This window comes from Bacteroidota bacterium, assembly GCA_018266835.1.
Lineage (GTDB): Bacteria > Bacteroidota > Ignavibacteria > Tepidaquicellales > Tepidaquicellaceae > JAFDZO01.
This window is the reverse complement of the sequence record JAFDZP010000002.1, coordinates 1,139,770-1,159,730: the sequence shown is the minus strand read 5'-3', so window position 1 is coordinate 1,159,730 and position 19,961 is coordinate 1,139,770. Positions and strand designations below refer to the sequence as shown.

Genomic DNA, 19,961 nt, shown 5'->3' with positions numbered 1-19,961 from the left:
TATTAAAACTTTTTAAACAACCAGTAGCTGGCACCGACTAAAAATCTTGCATCAGAGGAATAAATTCTGTTCACTAATAACTGTCCCTGTACATCAACAGAAAACTGAGGAGTAGGTCTGTACGTAAATCCCAGCATTCCGCTGAGTGAATTTATTTTTTCTGTATCGTAAACATTTCCAAGTCTGTATCTTGAATAGCTTACAGAGGCTGATGTAGAAAATAAGTTATCCTGAAAACTTCTTTGATAATAAGCAGTTGCTCCGTCTGATTCACCGGCGTATCCGAAATATCTTACGTAGGTCAGTCCGAAATTAGGATGAGTAAATCCTGCATCAACTTTTATTGAATTATCATTTTCATAGAGGACTGCGCCTACTTTACCGTAGATATCAATTCCGTTATCTAACATATAATCTGCTCCCCCTGATACTTCCTGATATTTTGAATATTGGAATACCCAGAATATACTGTTGTAAGTAAAGTGAGGTTCTCTGTAATCATATTCACCAAAAACTCTTAAGTTATCATTTACCGAAACTCTTGCGTTGATTTCTGCTTTGTATAATTTCTTTTGCTGGAAATCGTAATAAGCTTTGCTGAAAAAATTATTTTTTCCAAGATAAGTATAATTTAAATCTATTCCTGCAATCTGTTCTGCAGGAGCGTCAAATGTTATCTCTCTCGTTGTTGTGTTGTATGCGCTGTCTAATCTTATTGTTGTGTAAGATTCAGGATTTCGTTTTTTATTTATGTAACTTACCGAAGCTGAAAGATCTTTTACGCCGTAATAAGTAAACTGTCCGCCGAACTGATAATTGCTGCTGAGATTGGAATATGTATCTATCTCATACGAATAAGGAGTAGGAATACCGCCGTAAACTGCTAACTGATATTCTTTAAACTGTCCTGCTTTGACTTTCAAATGAAGGCCGTCAAATGTTCCTGTACCTGCACCGGCAAACAAACTTTGTCTTCCGAGCTTTACATCTACAAGATTAAAAAGATTTGAACCTTTCAGATACAGATTATAAAATCTGTAATTAAATCCTTTATCTGTTCCGTTCATTACATCTTCTTCTGTCTGGGCAAGTGTATTGAAAGTCCATTTGCCTGAATTCACATCTAAAAGATAATTCTGATATCCTCTAAGATGCATAGTTTTAGCAGTAGAGTTATCCGATAGACTGTCTATTCTTTCCCAACCGTAAAAATAATTATTAACTCTGAAATTTAATGACTGTGAATTCGCTGTATTGAAATAAAAAAGAAATGTAATTAGAATTAGAAGAGTATATTTCATAATTTTACCTATTTGAATGAAACTACCATTGTTACTTACCCCGTTTGAAGCTGAAAAGCAGGTATGACTTACGTCATACCCACTTTATCAACCATGAAAAAAGAACTGTTTGAATTATATTGAACTGATTATTTCAGAAGCATCATTTTCTTTACATCAACAAAGTCACCTGCATTGATTCTATAGAAGTAAACTCCGCTGCTTAATTGTCCGGCTGTTGTTGCGTTCCAGTCAATTGTATATTTACCTGCATTCATTACTGTGTTTGCAAGCTCAGCAACTTGTTTACCTGTAATGTCATAAACTATTATTCTTACATTTGATGTCTTCGTTAAAGATACATTTATCTTTGTTGAAGGATTAAATGGGTTTGGATAGTTTTGTGACATTTCATATTTCATCGGAATTTCTGTTGATGTAGGTACTATACCTGTTAATACGTTTATTGAAGCTACTAAAGCATCAATGGTATATTTTGCATTGTGCATACCGCGTTCAGAACCTTCAGCAATTGAGAGGTAATTGAAGTATGCTTTTCTTAATGTAACGTTGTTAGAGTCTGCTGCAATTAATTGCCATGCAACTGAGTCAACGCCAACCGGTGGCAATGCAATTCTTAATTTTCTTAATGTACCATCAACTTCTTTTCTCCATGCTTCGATTGTTCCGTTGCCGTCATAGTCTCTGTCTGCAATAAACTGGTCAAATCTTGTTTTTCCAAAGTGGCAGTTTTGACAAGCTTTCAAGTGATCGTAATCTGTTGCATCGTTGTGCAGATATAAGGCGTGTCCGCCGACTTTATCTTTATTTGCTGCAGTAGTATCTGTTGGTGCCATGTGACATGTTACGCATCCATTAGGTAAAAATGCAAAGTGCTGTGTTTGTCTGTATGGTGTTCCGCCAAATGTAGCAAGATTTTTTCCTAAGAATAAGTCACCCTGGCTGTTATGGTGTGGTCCCCAGGTTGAGCTGGTTACTCTTGTTGTTTGAGGATAGCTGTCTGCACTCTTTCTTGCTTTATGGCAATCAAGACATACAACGCCTGTTCCAACACCTGTGTAATGGAATCCGTTTGCTAATGAGTCACTGTTTACAGGTCTTGTTCTTACCTGATAAGGATTTGTGCTTCCATGTGGATCGTGGCATGATGCGCAAGCTACCATTTCATGGTTTGCCTGTGTCATACCGTTTGTATAAGTAGATTTACCTTTTGTAAAGTTTACATAACCTTGTCCGTCGTGGCATCTTATACAGTTTCCTAAATCATTAGGTGTGGCATAATTATTCTGTGCAAATGATGAAGACCATACTACATTTGAGTGTCTTGCATTCTTCCATTGTGCGAATTCCGGTCCTAAGTATTGTGAGTCGTGGCATTTTCCGCATGAACCTTCGTCAACGCTTTTCATTATTCTTGTTGTATCACCGCCGTTGTAAACGTGTTCGCTTCCCGGTCCGTGACAGCTTTCACATCCTACATTTGAGAAAGCAACAAGATTAGGGAATTTTCTTTTTAAAGAATCCCAGTTAGAAGCTTTAGGAGGTGCATAAGCAGTCCAGTTCCATCCTGCTGTTCTTGCAACATCATCAAAGCCGTTATTATCGGCTGCTAAATAATGGTCATAACCTTGTGTGTGAACTCTGAACTGATTGATTCCGTAGGATGATGGTCCTGCAGTAATCATTGTTTTAAACTTTGTAGCGTGGTCTGTTGTTTTCCAGCTATTGAATATATTTTGGAATTTTGGTGTTGAACCGTGGCAGCTCATACAGTTTGGGAAAGCTGCTGCAACGCTATCAAATCCGCCTGTTCCTACAAAACTTGCGGCATAAATTGAAATTGTTGTATCCTTTGTTCCTGTTGATGTTACAACAGATACGGATACCTGATAAAGTCCGGCTAAATCTGTTTTAAATTTTTGCCAGGCAGTTAATCCTGTAATTCCGGCAAGAACTGATGCAGAGCCGCTTGGCTTTGAAACAAATGACCAGCTGGTGCTTGTGATTGTTCCTGCATCTCCGAAATTCCATGCTCTGAGGTAAACATAAGTGCCTTTTGCTGTAGTTCTCAAACCTGTTGCTACAGTTGAATCAGCAGTAAATGCTGAATTTGCAGCGTACATGTTTGGGGTTACATATTCACTTACTATTTTAATCCTTGGAGCGGCATACGTTGTCTCAAAACATAAAACAAGAATAATTAAAATTGTACTAAGCAGTTTCATGGTTTTTCTCCTAAAAAGTTAAATATTGTAAATATTTTTTTCATTATAATAGAGTAGAAACTTTATAATAATTATATCTTATTATATGTCATAGACCGTGCCAAATAATAACTGCGAAAATAAGCTTTAAACGCAGCTATTTGATACATTGGATGTGTGGAGTGTGGAAAAATTCAACAGTTTTTTAAAACTAATAAATTTTCTATTTTACAGCATGGAAATTAAGATTTTATTAATAGACGACGAGCCTAAAACCACAAACTTATACGGAAAGGTATTAAGCGAAAAAGGCTATAATGTGACACAAATGAGCGACAGCAAGGAAGCCATTAATTTAATTGAAAATAATTTTTTCGATATTGTTATTTCAGATTTACAGATGCCGGGATTTTCCGGTATCGATGTCCTTAAGAAAAAATCTGAAGAAAGCATTTTTATTTTGGTCACCGGATATGCATCCATTGAATCAGCAGTTGAAGCTATGAGGCTTGGAGCATATGATTATCTTATGAAGCCTCTTAAGCTTGAAGAGCTTCTGATGAAGGTTGAAAACGCTGCGGAAAAAATAAGACTGAAAAGAGATATTACTGAGCTCCGCTCGCAGGTTGAACAGAATTTTTCATTCGGTAATATCATAGGTAAAAGCAAGAAGATGCAGGAAGTTTATGACCTGATTAAACGTGTTTCGAATGTAGATGTGAACGTCCATGTAGAAGGTGAAAGCGGAACAGGTAAAGAGCTTGTATCGAAAGCTATTCACTTTAACAGCCACAGAAAAAATAAACCATTCATCGCAATCAATTGCGCAGCCATTCCTGAAACACTTTTAGAGAGTGAACTTTTTGGTCATACCAAGGGTGCTTTTACAGGAGCGACAGAAATTCAAAAAGGTGTTTTTGAAACTGCCAACGGCGGTACACTTTTCCTCGATGAAATTTCCGAAATGCCCTATAGTTTACAGTCAAAATTACTACGTGTTTTAGAAAACTGGGAAGTAAAAGCTATAGGAAGCGACAAGATAAAAAAGATAGATGTGAAATTAATTTCTGCTTCGAATCAGAATTTAAAAGAACTTGTTCATCAGAAAAAATTCAGGGAAGATCTTTATTACAGAATAGCAACGTTCAATATTATTATTCCACCGTTAAGAGAAAGACTTGAAGATATTCCTCTGCTTACAGATCATTTTCTTTCAAGACTTTCAAAAAAATTTGACAGGGAGATTACCATTACTCCCGGCGCATTAAAAATTCTTATGCAGCTTGAGTGGCACGGAAATATTCGTGAACTTGAAAACACTCTTGAGCGGGCAATTATTACATCGAACAGTTCAGTGCTCAAAGAAAGTTCTTTCAAGTTTTATTTGCAGAACACTTCATCAAAATCCAACCTCAACGGCTTTGCCTCAAAAAATATAAAGCTGAAAGAAATGGAAAAAGAGTATATCAAAAAAACTCTTGATGATTGCGGAGGCAATAAAGTGAAGGCGTCGAAGGCTTTAGGTATCGACAGAAAGACTTTATATAACAAAATTTCCGAGTATAAACTGGACGAAGAATAAGATTTAAAATTTTGTCCCATATCTCCCCAATAGTAGAGAAATTCCACACAAACCGGATTTAACCATAAAAACCCGCCATTCAACAACCTGTAATAACAATGTTTTAATTGCACTATTTCGGCACGCATATTGATTAATATAATATATATTATACGATATCAATGCTTGTCTTATGAAAACAAAATTATTATTTTCAATCATTACCATCACAATACTTTTTGCCGCTACGGAGATTTTATACTCTTATGCTAACGGGGTTTCCGGCAGGACAAGAAAATCAACAACAAGCGGATGCAGCTGTCATAACGGAAGTGTTAATACAGGATTGCCTGTAGTAATCAGCGGACCGGACAGCGTTGTTGCAGGCAGCACAACTTCATTTACTTTAACAGTTACAAGCGCAACGGGCTCCAAAGCAGGTTTAGATGTTGCAGTAAGAAACGGAACACTAGCTACGAATCAATCAGGCACGAAGCTTTTAAGCGGAGAGCTTGTTCAGTCAACGGGTAAAAGCTTTACAAGCGGCGCTGCAAGCTTCACGTTTAATTACGTTGCTCCTTCATCACCTGTTGTTGATACATTATATTCAATTGGCCTTGCATCAGCAGGTGGTCAAAATGGTTCATGGAACTGGTTTGAAAAGCGCGTAAAAGTTTATGTTGTTTCAGGTGTTGAGCCAAATTCAAACATTGTTCCTGATAAATATTCATTAAAACAAAATTTCCCTAATCCGTTTAATCCGTCAACAACTATTGTTTACTCCATAAAGAACTCCGGAAAAGTAAACCTGAAGGTTTATGATTCAAAAGGAAGAGTTGTATCTGAGTTAGTTAATGCTAATCAGAACAAGGGAGAATACAAAGTTGATTTCGACGCAAGCTCTTTGGCTAGCGGAGTTTATTACTATACATTAAACACAAAAGAATTTACTGAAACAAAATCCATGGTCTTAATAAAATAAGACCTAATCCTGTATATACTATGCGTTTAGATTTTGCAAAAAAACTGATTTTATTTTCTCTGATTGTTACCGGAATGGCATGGGTAATTTTCTTTGCGGATATTCACACATCACTACTATCCACAAAGGCAAACGATGAGTGCTTAAGCTGTCACGAAGATAAAGATTTATCAATGGAGATAAAGGAAAAAAAAGTTTCTTTATATGTTGATAAAAGTAAATTTGAAAAAGGTGTACATGGCGGTTCTGATTGTAAGGACTGCCATGTAAATTATAAGGCAGACGATTTACCTCACACAACTAAAAAAGTTGATGTTGATTGTAAATCATGCCATAGTGATTTAAAAACCGAAGACCACAATGTTCACGCAAAAGTAAAATGTGAAAGCTGTCACAATCCGCATTATTCTTCACCTGTAAAAGAGATAAAGAATAATCAGACTGAATTTTGCACAAAGTGCCACAATCAGAAGAACGTAACAGTATTCAAAACAAATATTCATGCACAGAAAAATGTTCAGTGCAATGATTGTCACAAAACAGGTCACGGAGTAGTCGGAATTTCAAAGAGTGATGTTGCCAAGACCTGTAACAAATGCCATAAAGATGCTCATGCTAAACTTGATAATGTATTAAATAAATCCATGATGAAAAACGGAAGCGCCAACGCTCCCGTTTGCACTGATTGTCACGGCTCACATAAAATATATGCAAGCAAGATTGATATTCAAACTCAGGCTTGTTTGAAATGCCATCTTGATGCAAAGAAATTCCCCGGTGAAGAAAAAGGTTCTGCAAAGTTTACAGCTGAGTATAAGACAAGTGTGCACGGAATGGTACTGGGAAAAGATAACAAGCAGGCAGCAACATGTATTGATTGTCACGGTAATCATGAGTTGGATGATCCGAAGAATCCCGGCAATTCAAAGATGAAAGCAAATCTGATGGAGACATGCGGTAAGTGTCACGCAGATGAAATTGCTAAGTTTAAGAATTCTGCCCATGGAAAAGCATACTTAAGCGGAGATAACAAAGATGCTCCTTCATGTACAAAGTGTCATGGCGAGCATAATATATCTTCAGTTGCATCAACTGAAAAATTCTCTAAGATAAACACAACTGATTTATGCTTAAGCTGTCATAAAGGCGGCAAGCTTACAAAGGATGCGAAGAATAATTCTGATTCACTTGCAGCCAATTATCATTTAAGTACGCACTATGTTGCATTGAAGAACGGAAACACGAATTCGGCTTCATGTGCTGATTGCCACGGCGCTCACGAAATGAAACCATCAACTGATCCGACGGCTAAAACGAATAAGAAGAATATTGCGGCAACATGCGGAACGACTGATTGCCATCCTAAACAAGCGGGACAATATACAGGCAGCATTCATCAGGTTGCAACAAGTAAAGATAATAAAGACGCTCCGACTTGTATAAACTGTCACGGCAACCATCAGATTGCAAAACGCGATAAAGATATTGATAAAAACATTGCATCAAAGAGTGTAGTTAAGCTTTGTTCAGATTGCCACTCATCTGCAGGAATAATTCAGAGAAACGAGCTTAAGGATGTTACAAGGACATTCGATGACAGTTTCCATGGATTAGCAGTAAGAGGCGGTTCAGGTGATGCGGCAAATTGTGAAAGCTGCCATGGATATCACAACGTAAGAAGTCCTGAAGATTCTTTGTCATCAACATTTAAAGGAAATCTTGCAAAGACTTGCGGTCAGTGCCACAAGAATCAGGACAAGACAATATTTGAAAGTAATATTCATATAGTAAATCCAAAGATTGAATCACCCTGGTTATTCTGGATAACAAATTTTTATATAGTGATTATTATAGGAACAATCGGTGTTATGACATTACATAATATTTTAGATTACAGAAAAAAAACACAACTGAGAAAAATTGCGAAACAGCAGGAAATAAATTCTCAGGAAAATTCTGAAAAAAATTCTATTGACAATACTGATAATAAGGAAGACAATGGAAAAAACTAATGTAGTAGTTGAACTGGGAGACGGAAGATATTTAAGAATGAACCGCAGCGAGCGGATTCAGCATTTTATTCTGCTCTCTACTTTTATCACTCTGGTAATTACAGGTTTCTGGTTAAAATACCCTGAAGCATTCTGGGTAAAGTGGATAACTTTTTTAATCGGAAAATCTGCATTCGAGTTAAGAGGAGTTATTCACAGGACTGCATCTGTACTTATGGTTGCAGGATGTATTTATCATTTGTATTATATCGCTTTTACTTTCAGAGGAAGACATTTTCTGAAAGATGTGCTCCCTGCAAAGAGAGATTTAACTGATGTCATACATGTTGTGAAATATTATTTTTCAAACACTGTTGAAAAGCCAAGGTTCGGAAGATTCAGTTATGTTGAAAAGGCAGAGTACTGGGCAGTTGTATGGGGAACGGTTATTATGGGAGCAACAGGAATGGTGCTTTGGTTCCAGAATAAATTTTTACCTGTGATTCATACATCAGGAATGAACCTGGCGACAGCAATTCATTTCTACGAAGCAATACTTGCAACACTGGCTATTATAGTGTGGCATTTTTATTTTGTATTTTTTAATCCCGATGTTGTACCTATGAACAAGGCATGGCTTTACGGCTATCTTGATCACGAAGAGATGGAAAAAGAACATCCGCTTGAACTTGAAAAACTTGCAGAGCATAAAAAACTTTTAGAAGAGCAGAAGATAGATGAAGTAAATGAAATAGTTATTTCAGAGGAAGAAGAGAACAAACTAAAAGAAGAAGAGTTAAAAGATAAAGCATCACCTACACTTTAATTTTTTTTAAAATTTCTTTATATAATTTTTATTAATCAGTAAACAAAAACACAACCATTATGAAAACGAGAAATTACATTTACGCGATTTTCTTCATCGTGTTTCTTTCAGGATTCATTTCATATTCATTTATGAATTATGAACAGCCGCAGGATACACCAAAATATGTAGGCGCAGAAAAATGCGCAGGCGCATGCCACAAAACAGAATCACAAGGTAACCAGCTTGAGATCTGGAAAGGTTCAAAGCATGCAAGCGCATTCAAGAATCTTGATACACCTGAAGCAGATAAAATTGCAAAAGATAAAGGTTTCACAACTGCAGCAAAAGAAACACCTGCATGTTTAAAATGCCATACAGTTCAGGCAGATGCTTCAGCATTTACAGAAACATTTAATATTCAGGACGGAGTTCAGTGCGAAACATGTCACGGAGCAGGTTCAGAATATAAATCAATTTCTATTATGAAAGACAAACAGAAAGCTATGGATAACGGATTGATAATTCATACAGAGAAAGAAGCATTCTGCACACAATGCCACAACGCAGAAAGCCCAACATTCAAAGGCTTTGATTATGCAACATACTGGGATAAAATAAAACACAACAAAGCAAAATAATTATACAGTAACATTAAACCCCTTTATATTGTAATATATGGATACTGAAGAAAAAACCGGAAACGAAGAATCACATGATGATATAATTATCGTTAAAAAAAGAAGGCACTTCTTTAAAAAAGTCAGAGGCTTTAAAAGATTTCTTTTATTCGGCGCTATATATATCCTGATATTCTTAATTCTTACAGCAACTGCTGCTGAATATACTTCGCGGCCGGCTTTTTGTCCTACATGCCACTACATGGAAACATTTTATCAGAGCTGGAGAACTTCCGCTCACAATAAAGTTGACTGTGTTGAGTGTCATTTTGAACCGGGAATTTCCGGTACTGTCAGAGGTAAACTGAACGGGCTTGTTCAGATTGTGAACTATGTTTCGATGTCTTATAAAAAGAGAAAACCATGGGCAGAAATTCCCGATAACACTTGCGCGCGTTCAGGATGTCATGATAAACAAGCTTTGAAAGATTCCACTTACAATTTTAAAGGAATAAATTTCAGTCATAAAAATCATCTTCAGGAACAAAGAAGAGGCAAATCTCTAAAATGTACAAGCTGTCACGGACAAATTGTACAGGGAAGCCACATTGAAGTTACTGCCACAACGTGTTATAACTGTCACTTCAAAAAATCGGATGATGACAGCCATAAATATGATAAGCTTTCAAACTGTACCACGTGCCACTCATGGAAGGATAAATCTCCCGAACAGATGGCAAGTTACAGATATAATCATACCCTTGTTGTAAAAAATGAGATTGATTGTAAGAGCTGTCACAATAACGTAGTTGCAGGTAACGGTGAAGTAGGAAAGGAGAGGTGCTTCCAGTGTCACTTTGAAACTGAACGGCTTGAGAAATATAATGATTTAACTTTAATACACGATACACATATAAAGCAGCACAGCATGCGATGCACGAATTGTCACTCGGCGATTTCGCATAAGATTCAGAAGATGGATCCGAATGCTCCTGCTGATTGTAACAGCTGCCACTCTAATGCCCATACTTCACAGGTGAAATTATATACAGGTGAAGGAGGATTTGAAACTGAGAAAACTCCGAGCGCAATGTTCATGAACGGAATAAACTGCAAGGGATGTCACGTATTCCATGAAGTTGATAAAAAATTGATAGGTACTTCAAAAGCCGGTTCTTCTTCCTGTGAAAAATGTCACGGAGCAGGATATGATAAGCTGACCAAACAATGGGAAGCTGCTTCTATCAGCCGTCTGAAAACCATTAAAGTAATTTATAATACAGTCGAGCGGCAGGTAAAGAATTCAAAAGCAGAGAAGCAGAAAGAAGCTGAACAGGTCCTTGAAGAAGCAAAACATAATATTTCTATAGTTGAAGTTGGTAAGAGCGTTCATAATGTTGCGTTTGCAGATAAGCTATTGGTTGCAGCATATAATCTGATGAAGAAGTCACTGACTGTTATAGGTTCATCGGCGGGACTGCCTAATTTCCAATCGGGTACAGAATACGTTCCGAATGAATGTTATAACTGCCACTCAGGAATTCAGGAAATTTCTGTAAAGAAATTCGGAATGAATTTTTCTCACAACGATCACATTGCAAAAAACAAAATTGCATGCAATAACTGTCACTCGAATGAACAGAAGCATGGTGAATTAATAATAAGCAAAGAAAGCTGTAATAATTGCCACCACTCGCAAAGTAAGACAAATGATAAATGCGTAACGTGTCACAGCTTCCAGGGACAGGTATTCAACGGAAGTTATTCAGGCAAAAATCATCCTGATATAATGAAAGCTGCAGGCGTAGGCTGTAATGACTGCCACGTAGCAAGTGACAAAGTTGTGAAACCGGATAAAAAGATTTGCTTGAAATGTCACGATGCAGGAATGGATGAAGCGATGGATGACTGGAAGAAAGATGTAGCAAGTCTGAAGAGCGAGCTTAATGTTTTAATTAACAAAGCTCAGGGAATGGATTTAAATGAGGACCAGAAACATGAAGTTACTGAGGCAAAGAAGGTTTATAATCAGATTAATCCGTATCCGTCTATTTATGTTCATAATTATGATTTGATAAGTTCTATGCTTTCTGAAAAGAAGAAGAAATTAAAAGAATTTGTAAAATAAGTGAAAAAGCGCTATAAAGTGCTGGAAAAAGCACTTTATAGCAGCTTATTAATAGCTTTAATTTCAATAAAAACAGTAGTATTTTTATAGTAAAAGGTCATTTTGTTTAAAAGTTCGGTAGAGATATTCAGGAAAGATTTTAAGTCTGAATTGAGAACTCGATATGCTTTCAATTCGCTCCTGATGTTTGTAATAGTTACAATCGCCATAATAAAATTTTCATTAGGCGATGAAAAAACCGATAACGAAATTTTATCGGGATTGTTCTGGATTGTAGTATTTTTCAGCGCTTCCAGCGGACTCTCGCGGGTTTTCATTAAGGAAGAAGAAAAAGAAACATCCGTTGCTTTAAAACTCTCCACTTCTCATCCGGAAGTGCTCGCAGGTAAGTTGTTCTTTAATTTTGCTTTATCTTTTTTAATAAACGTTGTAATATTTGTTTTTTTCATAGGAGCTACGGGAATTGTTATAAAAAACTTTGCCGGTTTTACGATTACTTTTTTTCTTGGTAATCTCGGCTTAGTTTCTGCATCTACTATAATTGCAGCAATAATTTCCAAAGCAAATTCAAAAGGAACGCTGTATCCGGTTCTTGCTTTTCCTGTGCTGCTGCCATTGCTTCTGAGTTTAATAGAAGCAGGGAAATTATCGGCAGCCGGAGTAGAAACAGGCAGGTTATATTCGGAATTTTTATTCCTTTTTTCCTATACCGTTGTTGTAACTATTACTTCGTTCATATTGTTTAAATATATCTGGGAAGACTAGGCAAAAAAAATCAAAATTTAAAAAATTAACACACTAAAAATAATAATGAAAAAATATTTTTCTTTACTAATTCTTATACTATTTGTAATCGCAGGATGCGCTAAAATGGAGGAGAAAAAAACTCCTACTACTCAAACACCACCATCGGGACAAAATCAAATTCCTCCTTCAGGTGAATTACCGCCTAACCATCCTCCTATAGGAGATAAAAACAAAACAGACGGACAAACAGAATCGGGCAAAGACCAGACAGTTGATAAAGTAAAAAAAGAAGCTGAAGATGCCGATGCTAAATATGAAAAAGATAAATCCGATGCAAACAAAAAAGCTGCAATAGAAAAAAATCTTTCTGCAGGAAATTACATGATGTTTGAAGCTAACGTTCCTCCAAAAGAAAAATATCGTCCCGCATTAAAATATTACAGAAAAGTTTTAGCGCTTGATCCTAAAAATCAGGAAGCAATCGCAAATAAAGACAAGATAGAAGAAATTTATAATCAAATGGGATTACCTATTCCTCAATAATTCAGAAATTGAAAACTTATTATAAAATATTAGTATTTTTTATTATCAGCGGAGTTTGTATTGCAGGCATAATGGCACCGATTGATTTTATCCCGGGATTGGGCGAGCGCGCAAGAAACATTTTCTTTCACGTGCCTATGAGCTGGGTTGCATCAGTAGCTTTTTTAATGTCTATGTATTTTTCAATCAGGTATCTGACTACGAAAAATATGGACTTCGATCTTAAAGCCCATTGCGCCGCTGAAATAGGTTTAGTCTTTTGTGTACTTGGATATGTAACAGGCACTATCTGGGCAAGAGTTGACTGGGGCACATTCTTTAAAATAGATGAGCCGCGCATGATGTCAATATTATTACTGATGTTAATCTACGCTGCATATTTAATTCTCCGTTCTTCAATAGATGAAGAAGAAAAAAAGGCAAGACTTTCCGCTGTGTATTTAATCATAGCTTTTTTAACCGTTCCGTTCTTTATTTTCATTATGCCGAGAGTATTTCCGGGATTACATCCCGGCTCTGCAGATGACTCACAAAGTCCAGGCGGCGGACCCGTAGTAAAAAACGAAATGAACTCTTCTATGAGAGTTATATTTTATACTTCGTCAATAGGATTTGTAATGTTGTACGTATGGATTTATAATTTAAGAGTCAGGATAGAAAAATTAACAATTAAAAAGTTAAGGAGAATAGCAGTTTAATGGATTCAATTGTAAAATTTTTACTGGATAATTCCAGAGTGCTGGTGATGCTTGTAGTATTGATAATATGGATAGGAATTTTCAGCTACTTGTGGAAGCTCGATAAAAAAGTTCAAAAATTAGAAGAACCGGATTAATATAAATACATTAAAAAATTAAATTTTAAAAATTATGTCTAAGCAGGCAAGAATAATAGTAGGAGTTATCATTGTTTTGGTATTCCTTGTCGTGGGTTTTATGTCCTTCATGGATAGTAAAATTGAATATGTGAATTTCCAGGAGGCGCAAAGCCGCCAGCGTACAGTTGAAGTAAAAGGCCAGTGGGTAAAGGATAAAGATTCTAAATTCGATGCCAATACAAACCAGTTTACTTTCTTCATGAAAGATGATAACGCTAACGAAATGAAAGTTGTTTTTGACGGCGCAAAGCCGAATAACTTTGAAGTTGCAGAAGCAGTTGTAGTAAAAGGAAAAGTAAAAGACGGCTACTTCCACGCAAAAGATATTTTAACAAAATGTCCTTCTAAATACGAAGCAAAAGGAACTGACGTTAAGAACTGATTTGATTCAGCAGATAAAATGATAAAAAGAAAAATAGGTAACAGTGATTTAGAAGTATTTCCGATTGGCTTAGGCGCAATGGGAATGTCTGAATTTTACGGCAAGGCGGATGACAACGAATCGATAAAAACTTTACATGCTGCAGTTGAGCACGGAGTTAATTTTATTGATACGGCAGATATGTACGGCATCGGAAAAAATGAAGAACTTCTTCAAAAAGCTTTCCATGATAGATGGAATAAAGTTGTTCTTTCTACTAAATTCGGAGTTGAATTAAAGGAAGACGGCACAAGAGGCGGTGTAAACGGAAGTCCTGAATATGTTAAGAAAGCGTGCGAAGCCAGCTTAAAAAGATTAGGTCGGGAGAGCATTGACCTCTTCTCTCTTCATAGAGTTGATCCAAAGACTCCGATAGAAGATACTGTTGGTGCAATGTCAGAGCTTATTAAAGAAGGCAAAGTAAGATATATAGGGTTATCAGAGGCATCAGGCGATACAATCCGTAAAGCAAATTCAGTTCATCCTTTAACGGCAGTTCAGAGTGAGTATTCATTATGGAGTACAGATATCGAAAGTGGTCCGTTGCCTGTAATGAGAGAACTTGGAATTGCTTTGGTTGCTTACAGTCCTTTAGGCAGAGGATTTTTAACAGGTCAAATAAAAAAATACGAAGATTTAGAAGAAAACGATTTTAGAAGAGTTAATCCCCGTTTCATGGGAGAAAACTTCGATAAAAATCTTCAGCTTGTAAAAAAAGTTGAAGAAATGGCGCATGAAAGAAAAATAAAAGCGTCACAGCTTGCTCTTGCATGGCTGTTAAATCAGGGTGTGGATATTTTCCCCATCCCGGGAACAACAAAAATTAAAAACCTTCTTGAGAATATTGAAGCCATAAACATCCAGCTCACTCAGGAAGAAATCAGTACACTCAAATCAATAATGGATTCCATTTCCGGCACCAGGTATTCTGAAGCAGGAATGAAATCCGTTAATTTGTAATTTATTTAATATTATTATGGCAGGAAAAATTCTAGTATACGCTGCATTTTTTGCATCTATTATCTCCGTGATAACGTTTTTTCTCGTTCATCTCGGAAAAGAAAAATATTTAAAGTTCGGAAGATTGTTTTTTCACGTTACAACAATCAGTGTAATCTCCGCAGCAATTTACATGATGTACCTCATTCTGACTCATCACTATGAGTTTGCTTATATATGGGAACACAGTAACAGCGAGCTCCAGCTTCCCCTGTTAATCTCTACATTCTACGCAGGGCAGGAAGGCAGCTTTATGCTCTGGACTTTCATGACGGCAGTTTTAGGAGTGTTCTTATTAAATTACGTTTCGAAAGGTGACAGGCTTGAGCCGCAGGTGATGTCAGTGTATGCTCTTATACTTGCCTTCCTTGCATTGATTTTAATTTTAAAATCACCGTTCCTTTATGTCTGGGATAAATGGCCGGGCGATGTTGAAGTCGGTTTTATTCCTGATAAAGGAAAAGGTTTAAATCCATTATTACAAAATTTCTGGATGTCAATTCATCCACCTACATTGTTTATAGGTTTTGCATCGTTAGCAGTTCCGTTTTGCTTTGCAATTGCAACACTGATGAAAAACAAATACGATGACTGGGTAAGATTTTCAATGCCGTGGTTGTTATTTTCAGGCGGTGTATTAGGACTCGGAATTATGATGGGCGGTTACTGGGCTTATGGCGTACTTGGATGGGGCGGTTACTGGGCATGGGATCCAGTAGAAAATTCTTCTTTCATTCCATGGTTAGTTACTGTTGCAGCCATTCACACAATGATTGCGCAGAAAAGAACAGGCGGTTATAAAAAAACAAATTTAATTCTTTGCATACTTTCGTTTTTACTTGTTCTGTACTCTACCTTCTTAACGAGAAGCGGAATACTTGGTGATTCTTCAGTTCACTCTTTTGTTGACCCGGGACATGAAGTTTACATAGCGCTGGTTGCATTCATAGGACTTTTTATTCTGATTGCAATCGTTGCATTGATTTACAGAACAAAAGAACTGAAAGCACTCAATCTTCATCCTAACAAACTTTTATCAAGAGAGTCTTCTTTATTCTTAGGAACGATTACTTTATGCGCAGCAGCCCTTGTTATTACGGCAGGAACAAGCTGGCCGATTATTTCTAAGGGTTCTGTTGACGGAGCATTTTATAATAAAATGAACCTCCCGATTGCAATCATGATTGCATTCATAAACGGTATCAGTTTATTATTGAAATGGAAGAACACTCCTGAAAAACAATTCTTCAAAGGGTTAATGTTCCCATTGATTTTAGCGTTAGCAGTTACATTAGGATTAGTTTACATCGGTGTTCAGGATTTCCTAATCGCATTATTTGCTTTAGCAGCATTATTCACATTCTTTATTAATATAGAAATAGCAGTAAATATAATAAGAAAGACCAGAAGCCAGGCAGGAGCTTACATCGCTCACGTTGGTTTGGCATTGGTATTTCTTGGAATAATCGGTTCATCAAAATACAGCAAAGAAGAAAATATTTCTTTGGAACTGAATAAACCGAAACAAGCTCTCGGTTATACATTTACATACGTAGGTGCAGAACCATTTGAGGATCCTAACAACAAAACAGATACGAAGTATCACTTTAATGTTATAGTTGAAAAAGACGGCAAGGAAATGACAATGCAGCCGATAATGTACTTCAGTCAGTTCTCAAACGGAGTAATGAAAAATCCTGACATAGCGAACTTCCCGACGAAGGATTTATATCTTTCGCCAATGGGACTTGAGCAACCGTCACAATTCTCAGAAAAGGATATCCATGAAATGAAGAAAGGCGATGAAATAAAAGTCGGTGATATGAAAATCCAGTTTGTTGATTTTGATTTCGGCGGAATAGAGCAGGGCGGAAAAGAAATGCAATCGGGTAATTTTATGATTGGCGCAACTTTGAAAGTCACTGACAGCAAATTCACGGAAACAGTATCTCCGAAGATAAAATATACAGAAGGCAATCCTGAATATACTCCAGCTTCAATGACAGGAAACGATAACTATGAATTCTACTTTACAAAGATGAATGCACAGGGAAAAGACGGAGCAGTTGCTATGATTGCAGTTGTTGATAAAAAGAATCCATCAAAGGACGGAGTAACGGAAGAAACGTTAGTTCTTACTGCATCCATTAAGCCGTTCATAAATGTTTTATGGATTGGCACGGGAGTGCTTGTATTAGGATTCGTAATTTCAATTTTCAGAAGAAGAAAAGAATTACGCAGTTAATTATAAGTTAAAATTTAATTTATTACATTGAAAGGTTTCCGGTTTTTCCGGAAACCTTTTTTATTTAGTTATAATTTTATTGAACACAGGACAGGAAAAAATACAATCTTGGTTTACTTTCAAAGGATGGAAATCTTTTGAATTTCAGGAAGAAGTATGGGATTTATATTCTAAGGGATATTCAGGTTTAATTCACTCAGCAACCGGCACAGGAAAAACATATTCCGCTTTCCTTGGTTCAGTTATAGAATATCTTAACGAAGACCAGTCTAAAAAAAATAAAACAAAAAAGTCTTCGCTGAAAGTCGTATGGATTACTCCTATGCGCGCGCTGGCAAATGATATTGTGAAATCACTTAAGCTGCCTATCAATGATATGGGAATTGACTGGACGATTGAATCAAGAACAGGTGATACTACAACGACGCAAAGGGCTAGGCAGATGAAATCCATGCCCGATGTTTTAGTTACCACCCCTGAAAGTCTGACGTTACTCATCTCTCAGAAAGACAGTAAAAAAATGTTCAGTGATTTAAGATGTATTGTAATTGATGAATGGCACGAGCTTCTTTCTTCCAAGCGCGGAGTAATGACAGAGCTTGCACTTGCGCGATTAAGAATGTGGAATAAAAAATTGAAAGTGTGGGGAGTATCAGCTACAATAGGAAATTTAAAAACAGCTCTTCAGGTTTTAGTTGGAAACAAAAAAAATATAAAAACAAAAATTGTTGAGGGAATACAAAGTAAGGAAATAATTATCGATTCCATAATGCCCGATAAGATTGAAAGATTTCCATGGGCTGGCCACATCGGATTACAATTACTTCCAAAAGTTGTTGAAGAAATTGATAAGTGGAGAAGTGTAATTGTTTTTACCAACACTCGTTCGCAGACTGAAATTTGGTTTCAGGCAATATTAAATGAACGGCCTGACTGGGCTGGAAGAATCGCCTTACATCACGGCTCTATAGGTAGAGAAGTACGTGAGTTTGTTGAGAATGAACTGCGTGAAGGAAAAATGAAATGCGTAGTAAGCACTTCTTCATTAGATTTAGGTGTGGACTTTTCTCCCGTTGAAAGAGTTCTCCAAGTCGGCAGCCCAAAAGGAGTTGCCCGTTTACTGCAAAGAGCAGGCAGAAGCGGTCACCAGCCGGGAGGAGTAAGCAGAGTTACCTGCGTGCCTACAAATGCATTTGAGCTTATTGAAATTTCCGCTGTTCGGGATGCAGCGCTGGAAAATAAAGTGGAGGATAGAATTCCTATTGAAAAACCGCTTGATTTACTTTCGCAGCATTTAGTAACTCTTGCGCTGGGAGACGGTTATGAGCTTGATAAAGTTTATAAGGAAGTGAAAACAACTTACTCTTATAGAAATTTAACTGAAGCTGAATTTTTGTGGGCGCTGGATTTTGTAACAAAAGGTGGCTCAACACTTGAAGCTTATCCCGAATTTCATAAAGTTGTGAAGGAAGATGATAAATATATAGTAGAAAACAGAAGGATTGCACAAAGACACAGAATGTCCATAGGAACAATTGTAAGTGAGTCGTCTATGATTGTGCAGTTCATGGGAGGAAGCAGGCTTGGAAGCATTGAAGAATCTTTTATATCCAGATTAAATCCCGGTGATGTTTTTGTTTTTTCAGGTAGGTCATTGGAGTTCATTAAGGCGAAAGATATGACTGCCTATGTAAAAAAGTCCAACCGGAAAAACGGAATCGTTCCAAGATGGGACGGAGGAAGATTGCCTTTATCAGGAATGCTTAGTGAAGGAATCAGAAAAAATATTACAAGCGCAAAACACGGGATTTATAAATCACGTGAGATGCAGGCAGTACAATCATTACTAGAATTTCAGGATGAACTTTCTGCTCTGCCTGCATTCAATGAAATATTAATTGAAAAAATAAAAACAAGAGAAGGCTTTCATGTTTTCATTTATACATTCGAGGGTAAATTAGTTAACGAAGGATTTAATGCTTTATTCGGATATAGAATATCTAAAATTAAATCCATGACTTTCTCTATGGCTTCAAGTGATTACGGACTTGAGCTGTTAAGCAGTGAAGAAATTCCTATTGAAGAAGCAATTCAGAACGGATTATTTTCAACAGATAATTTACTGGATGATATACAGCAAAGTCTGAATACATCTGAGCTATCTAAAAGGCAGTTCAGACAAATTGCAAGAATTGCAGGATTAATATTTCAGGGTTATCCTGGAAGTAATAAATCAGTAAGACAGATCCAGGCATCGACTGGATTATTTTATGATATATTCACAAAGTACGACCCTGAAAATTTATTGCTGCATCAGACACACAGGGAAGTTTTAGAAAATCAACTGGAGCAAACAAGATTAGTGCAGACACTAAAAAGATTTAATAAAAGTAAGATAACAATTACAAATCCCGAGCGGCCAACTCCTTTATGTTTCCCTCTGCTGGCAGAGATATTCAGAGAGAAAATGTCGACTGAGCAGTTCAGTGACAGGATAAGAAAGTTAATTGAGCAATACGATAAAGAGAATTAAATTA

General features: G+C 36.7%; 16 protein-coding genes. 14 read left to right on the top strand and 2 right to left on the bottom strand.

All coding sequences use genetic code 11. The features are described 5' to 3' along the window. Window positions 1-2: 2 nt before the first annotated feature. The gene (locus JST55_06855) at window positions 3-1,301 is read right to left on the bottom strand and encodes a hypothetical protein (protein MBS1493210.1); all 1,299 of its coding nucleotides are present in this window, start codon (window positions 1,299-1,301) and stop codon (window positions 3-5) included. A gap of 128 nt (window positions 1,302-1,429) precedes the next feature. Next, window positions 1,430-3,526 carry a T9SS type A sorting domain-containing protein gene (locus JST55_06850; GenBank protein ID MBS1493209.1) on the bottom strand — a complete coding sequence of 699 codons (2,097 nt, stop codon included), beginning with the start codon at window positions 3,524-3,526 and terminating at the stop codon, window positions 1,430-1,432. Between the two features lie 214 nt (window positions 3,527-3,740). Between JST55_06850 and JST55_06845 the strand changes: the two genes are divergently transcribed. The 14 genes from JST55_06845 to JST55_06780 all read left to right on the top strand — a co-directional run bounded on the left by JST55_06845 (window position 3,741) and on the right by JST55_06780 (window position 19,957). Next, window positions 3,741-5,087: a sigma-54-dependent Fis family transcriptional regulator gene (locus JST55_06845; protein MBS1493208.1), complete on the top strand. Its 1,347-nt coding sequence runs from the start codon at window positions 3,741-3,743 to the stop codon at window positions 5,085-5,087. Between the two features lie 172 nt (window positions 5,088-5,259). Then, the gene (locus tag JST55_06840; GenBank protein ID MBS1493207.1) at window positions 5,260-6,048 is read left to right on the top strand and encodes a T9SS type A sorting domain-containing protein; all 789 of its coding nucleotides are present in this window, start codon (window positions 5,260-5,262) and stop codon (window positions 6,046-6,048) included. A 20-nt stretch (window positions 6,049-6,068) separates the two neighbouring features. After that, window positions 6,069-8,060: a cytochrome c3 family protein gene (locus tag JST55_06835; protein MBS1493206.1), complete on the top strand. Its 1,992-nt coding sequence runs from the start codon at window positions 6,069-6,071 to the stop codon at window positions 8,058-8,060. Further along, window positions 8,047-8,865: a cytochrome b/b6 domain-containing protein gene (locus JST55_06830; GenBank protein MBS1493205.1), complete on the top strand. Its 819-nt coding sequence runs from the start codon at window positions 8,047-8,049 to the stop codon at window positions 8,863-8,865. Before JST55_06835 ends, JST55_06830 begins: the two co-directional genes overlap by 14 nt. Window positions 8,866-8,924: 59 nt before the next feature. Next, entirely contained in the window at window positions 8,925-9,485 is a 561-nt protein-coding gene (locus tag JST55_06825) for a cytochrome C554 (protein ID MBS1493204.1), read from the top strand. A 37-nt stretch (window positions 9,486-9,522) separates the two neighbouring features. After that, window positions 9,523-11,592 (top strand): cytochrome c3 family protein, encoded by a 2,070-nt coding sequence (locus JST55_06820; protein ID MBS1493203.1) that lies wholly within the window; start codon window positions 9,523-9,525, stop codon window positions 11,590-11,592. 102 nt (window positions 11,593-11,694) lie between these two features. Next, window positions 11,695-12,357, top strand: a complete 663-nt coding sequence (locus JST55_06815; GenBank protein ID MBS1493202.1) for a heme exporter protein CcmB — start codon at window positions 11,695-11,697, stop codon at window positions 12,355-12,357. A 45-nt stretch (window positions 12,358-12,402) separates the two neighbouring features. After that, a complete protein-coding gene (locus JST55_06810) occupies window positions 12,403-12,882 on the top strand; it encodes a hypothetical protein (GenBank protein MBS1493201.1) in 480 nt (159 codons plus the stop codon). Window positions 12,883-12,953: 71 nt separating this feature from the next. Further along, window positions 12,954-13,580 carry a cytochrome c biogenesis protein CcsA gene (gene ccsA, locus JST55_06805; GenBank protein MBS1493200.1) on the top strand — a complete coding sequence of 209 codons (627 nt, stop codon included), beginning with the start codon at window positions 12,954-12,956 and terminating at the stop codon, window positions 13,578-13,580. Beyond that, entirely contained in the window at window positions 13,580-13,717 is a 138-nt protein-coding gene (locus JST55_06800; protein ID MBS1493199.1) for a CcmD family protein, read from the top strand. Before ccsA (JST55_06805) ends, JST55_06800 begins: the two co-directional genes overlap by 1 nt. Before the next feature lie 34 nt (window positions 13,718-13,751). Further along, complete coding sequence (locus JST55_06795; GenBank protein MBS1493198.1) at window positions 13,752-14,141, top strand: cytochrome c maturation protein CcmE; 390 nt, start codon at window positions 13,752-13,754, stop codon at window positions 14,139-14,141. An 18-nt stretch (window positions 14,142-14,159) separates the two neighbouring features. After that, window positions 14,160-15,140 carry an aldo/keto reductase gene (locus JST55_06790; protein MBS1493197.1) on the top strand — a complete coding sequence of 327 codons (981 nt, stop codon included), beginning with the start codon at window positions 14,160-14,162 and terminating at the stop codon, window positions 15,138-15,140. Window positions 15,141-15,156: 16 nt separating this feature from the next. Continuing rightward, window positions 15,157-17,424 carry a cytochrome c biogenesis protein CcsA gene (gene ccsA, locus JST55_06785; GenBank protein MBS1493196.1) on the top strand — a complete coding sequence of 756 codons (2,268 nt, stop codon included), beginning with the start codon at window positions 15,157-15,159 and terminating at the stop codon, window positions 17,422-17,424. Between the two features lie 79 nt (window positions 17,425-17,503). Beyond that, window positions 17,504-19,957 (top strand): ligase-associated DNA damage response DEXH box helicase, encoded by a 2,454-nt coding sequence (locus JST55_06780; protein ID MBS1493195.1) that lies wholly within the window; start codon window positions 17,504-17,506, stop codon window positions 19,955-19,957. The last annotated feature ends 4 nt before the right edge of the window (window positions 19,958-19,961 follow it).

Bases quoted from the DNA above. Each gene is read 5' to 3' on its own strand.
- JST55_06840 (MBS1493207.1), top strand. From the start codon at position 5,260: ATGAAAACAAAATTATTATTTTCAATCATTACCATCACAATACTTTTT.
- JST55_06855 (MBS1493210.1), bottom strand. From the start codon at position 1,301: ATGAAATATACTCTTCTAATTCTAATTACATTTCTTTTTTATTTCAAT.
- ccsA (MBS1493196.1), top strand. From the start codon at position 15,157: ATGGCAGGAAAAATTCTAGTATACGCTGCATTTTTTGCATCTATTATC.
- JST55_06825 (MBS1493204.1), top strand. From the start codon at position 8,925: ATGAAAACGAGAAATTACATTTACGCGATTTTCTTCATCGTGTTTCTT.
- JST55_06820 (MBS1493203.1), top strand. From the start codon at position 9,523: ATGGATACTGAAGAAAAAACCGGAAACGAAGAATCACATGATGATATA.
- JST55_06800 (MBS1493199.1), top strand. From the start codon at position 13,580: ATGGATTCAATTGTAAAATTTTTACTGGATAATTCCAGAGTGCTGGTG.
- JST55_06845 (MBS1493208.1), top strand. From the start codon at position 3,741: ATGGAAATTAAGATTTTATTAATAGACGACGAGCCTAAAACCACAAAC.
- ccsA (MBS1493200.1), top strand. From the start codon at position 12,954: ATGGCACCGATTGATTTTATCCCGGGATTGGGCGAGCGCGCAAGAAAC.
- JST55_06810 (MBS1493201.1), top strand. From the start codon at position 12,403: ATGAAAAAATATTTTTCTTTACTAATTCTTATACTATTTGTAATCGCA.
- JST55_06830 (MBS1493205.1), top strand. From the start codon at position 8,047: ATGGAAAAAACTAATGTAGTAGTTGAACTGGGAGACGGAAGATATTTA.
- JST55_06835 (MBS1493206.1), top strand. From the start codon at position 6,069: ATGCGTTTAGATTTTGCAAAAAAACTGATTTTATTTTCTCTGATTGTT.
- JST55_06795 (MBS1493198.1), top strand. From the start codon at position 13,752: ATGTCTAAGCAGGCAAGAATAATAGTAGGAGTTATCATTGTTTTGGTA.
- JST55_06850 (MBS1493209.1), bottom strand. From the start codon at position 3,526: ATGAAACTGCTTAGTACAATTTTAATTATTCTTGTTTTATGTTTTGAG.
- JST55_06790 (MBS1493197.1), top strand. From the start codon at position 14,160: ATGATAAAAAGAAAAATAGGTAACAGTGATTTAGAAGTATTTCCGATT.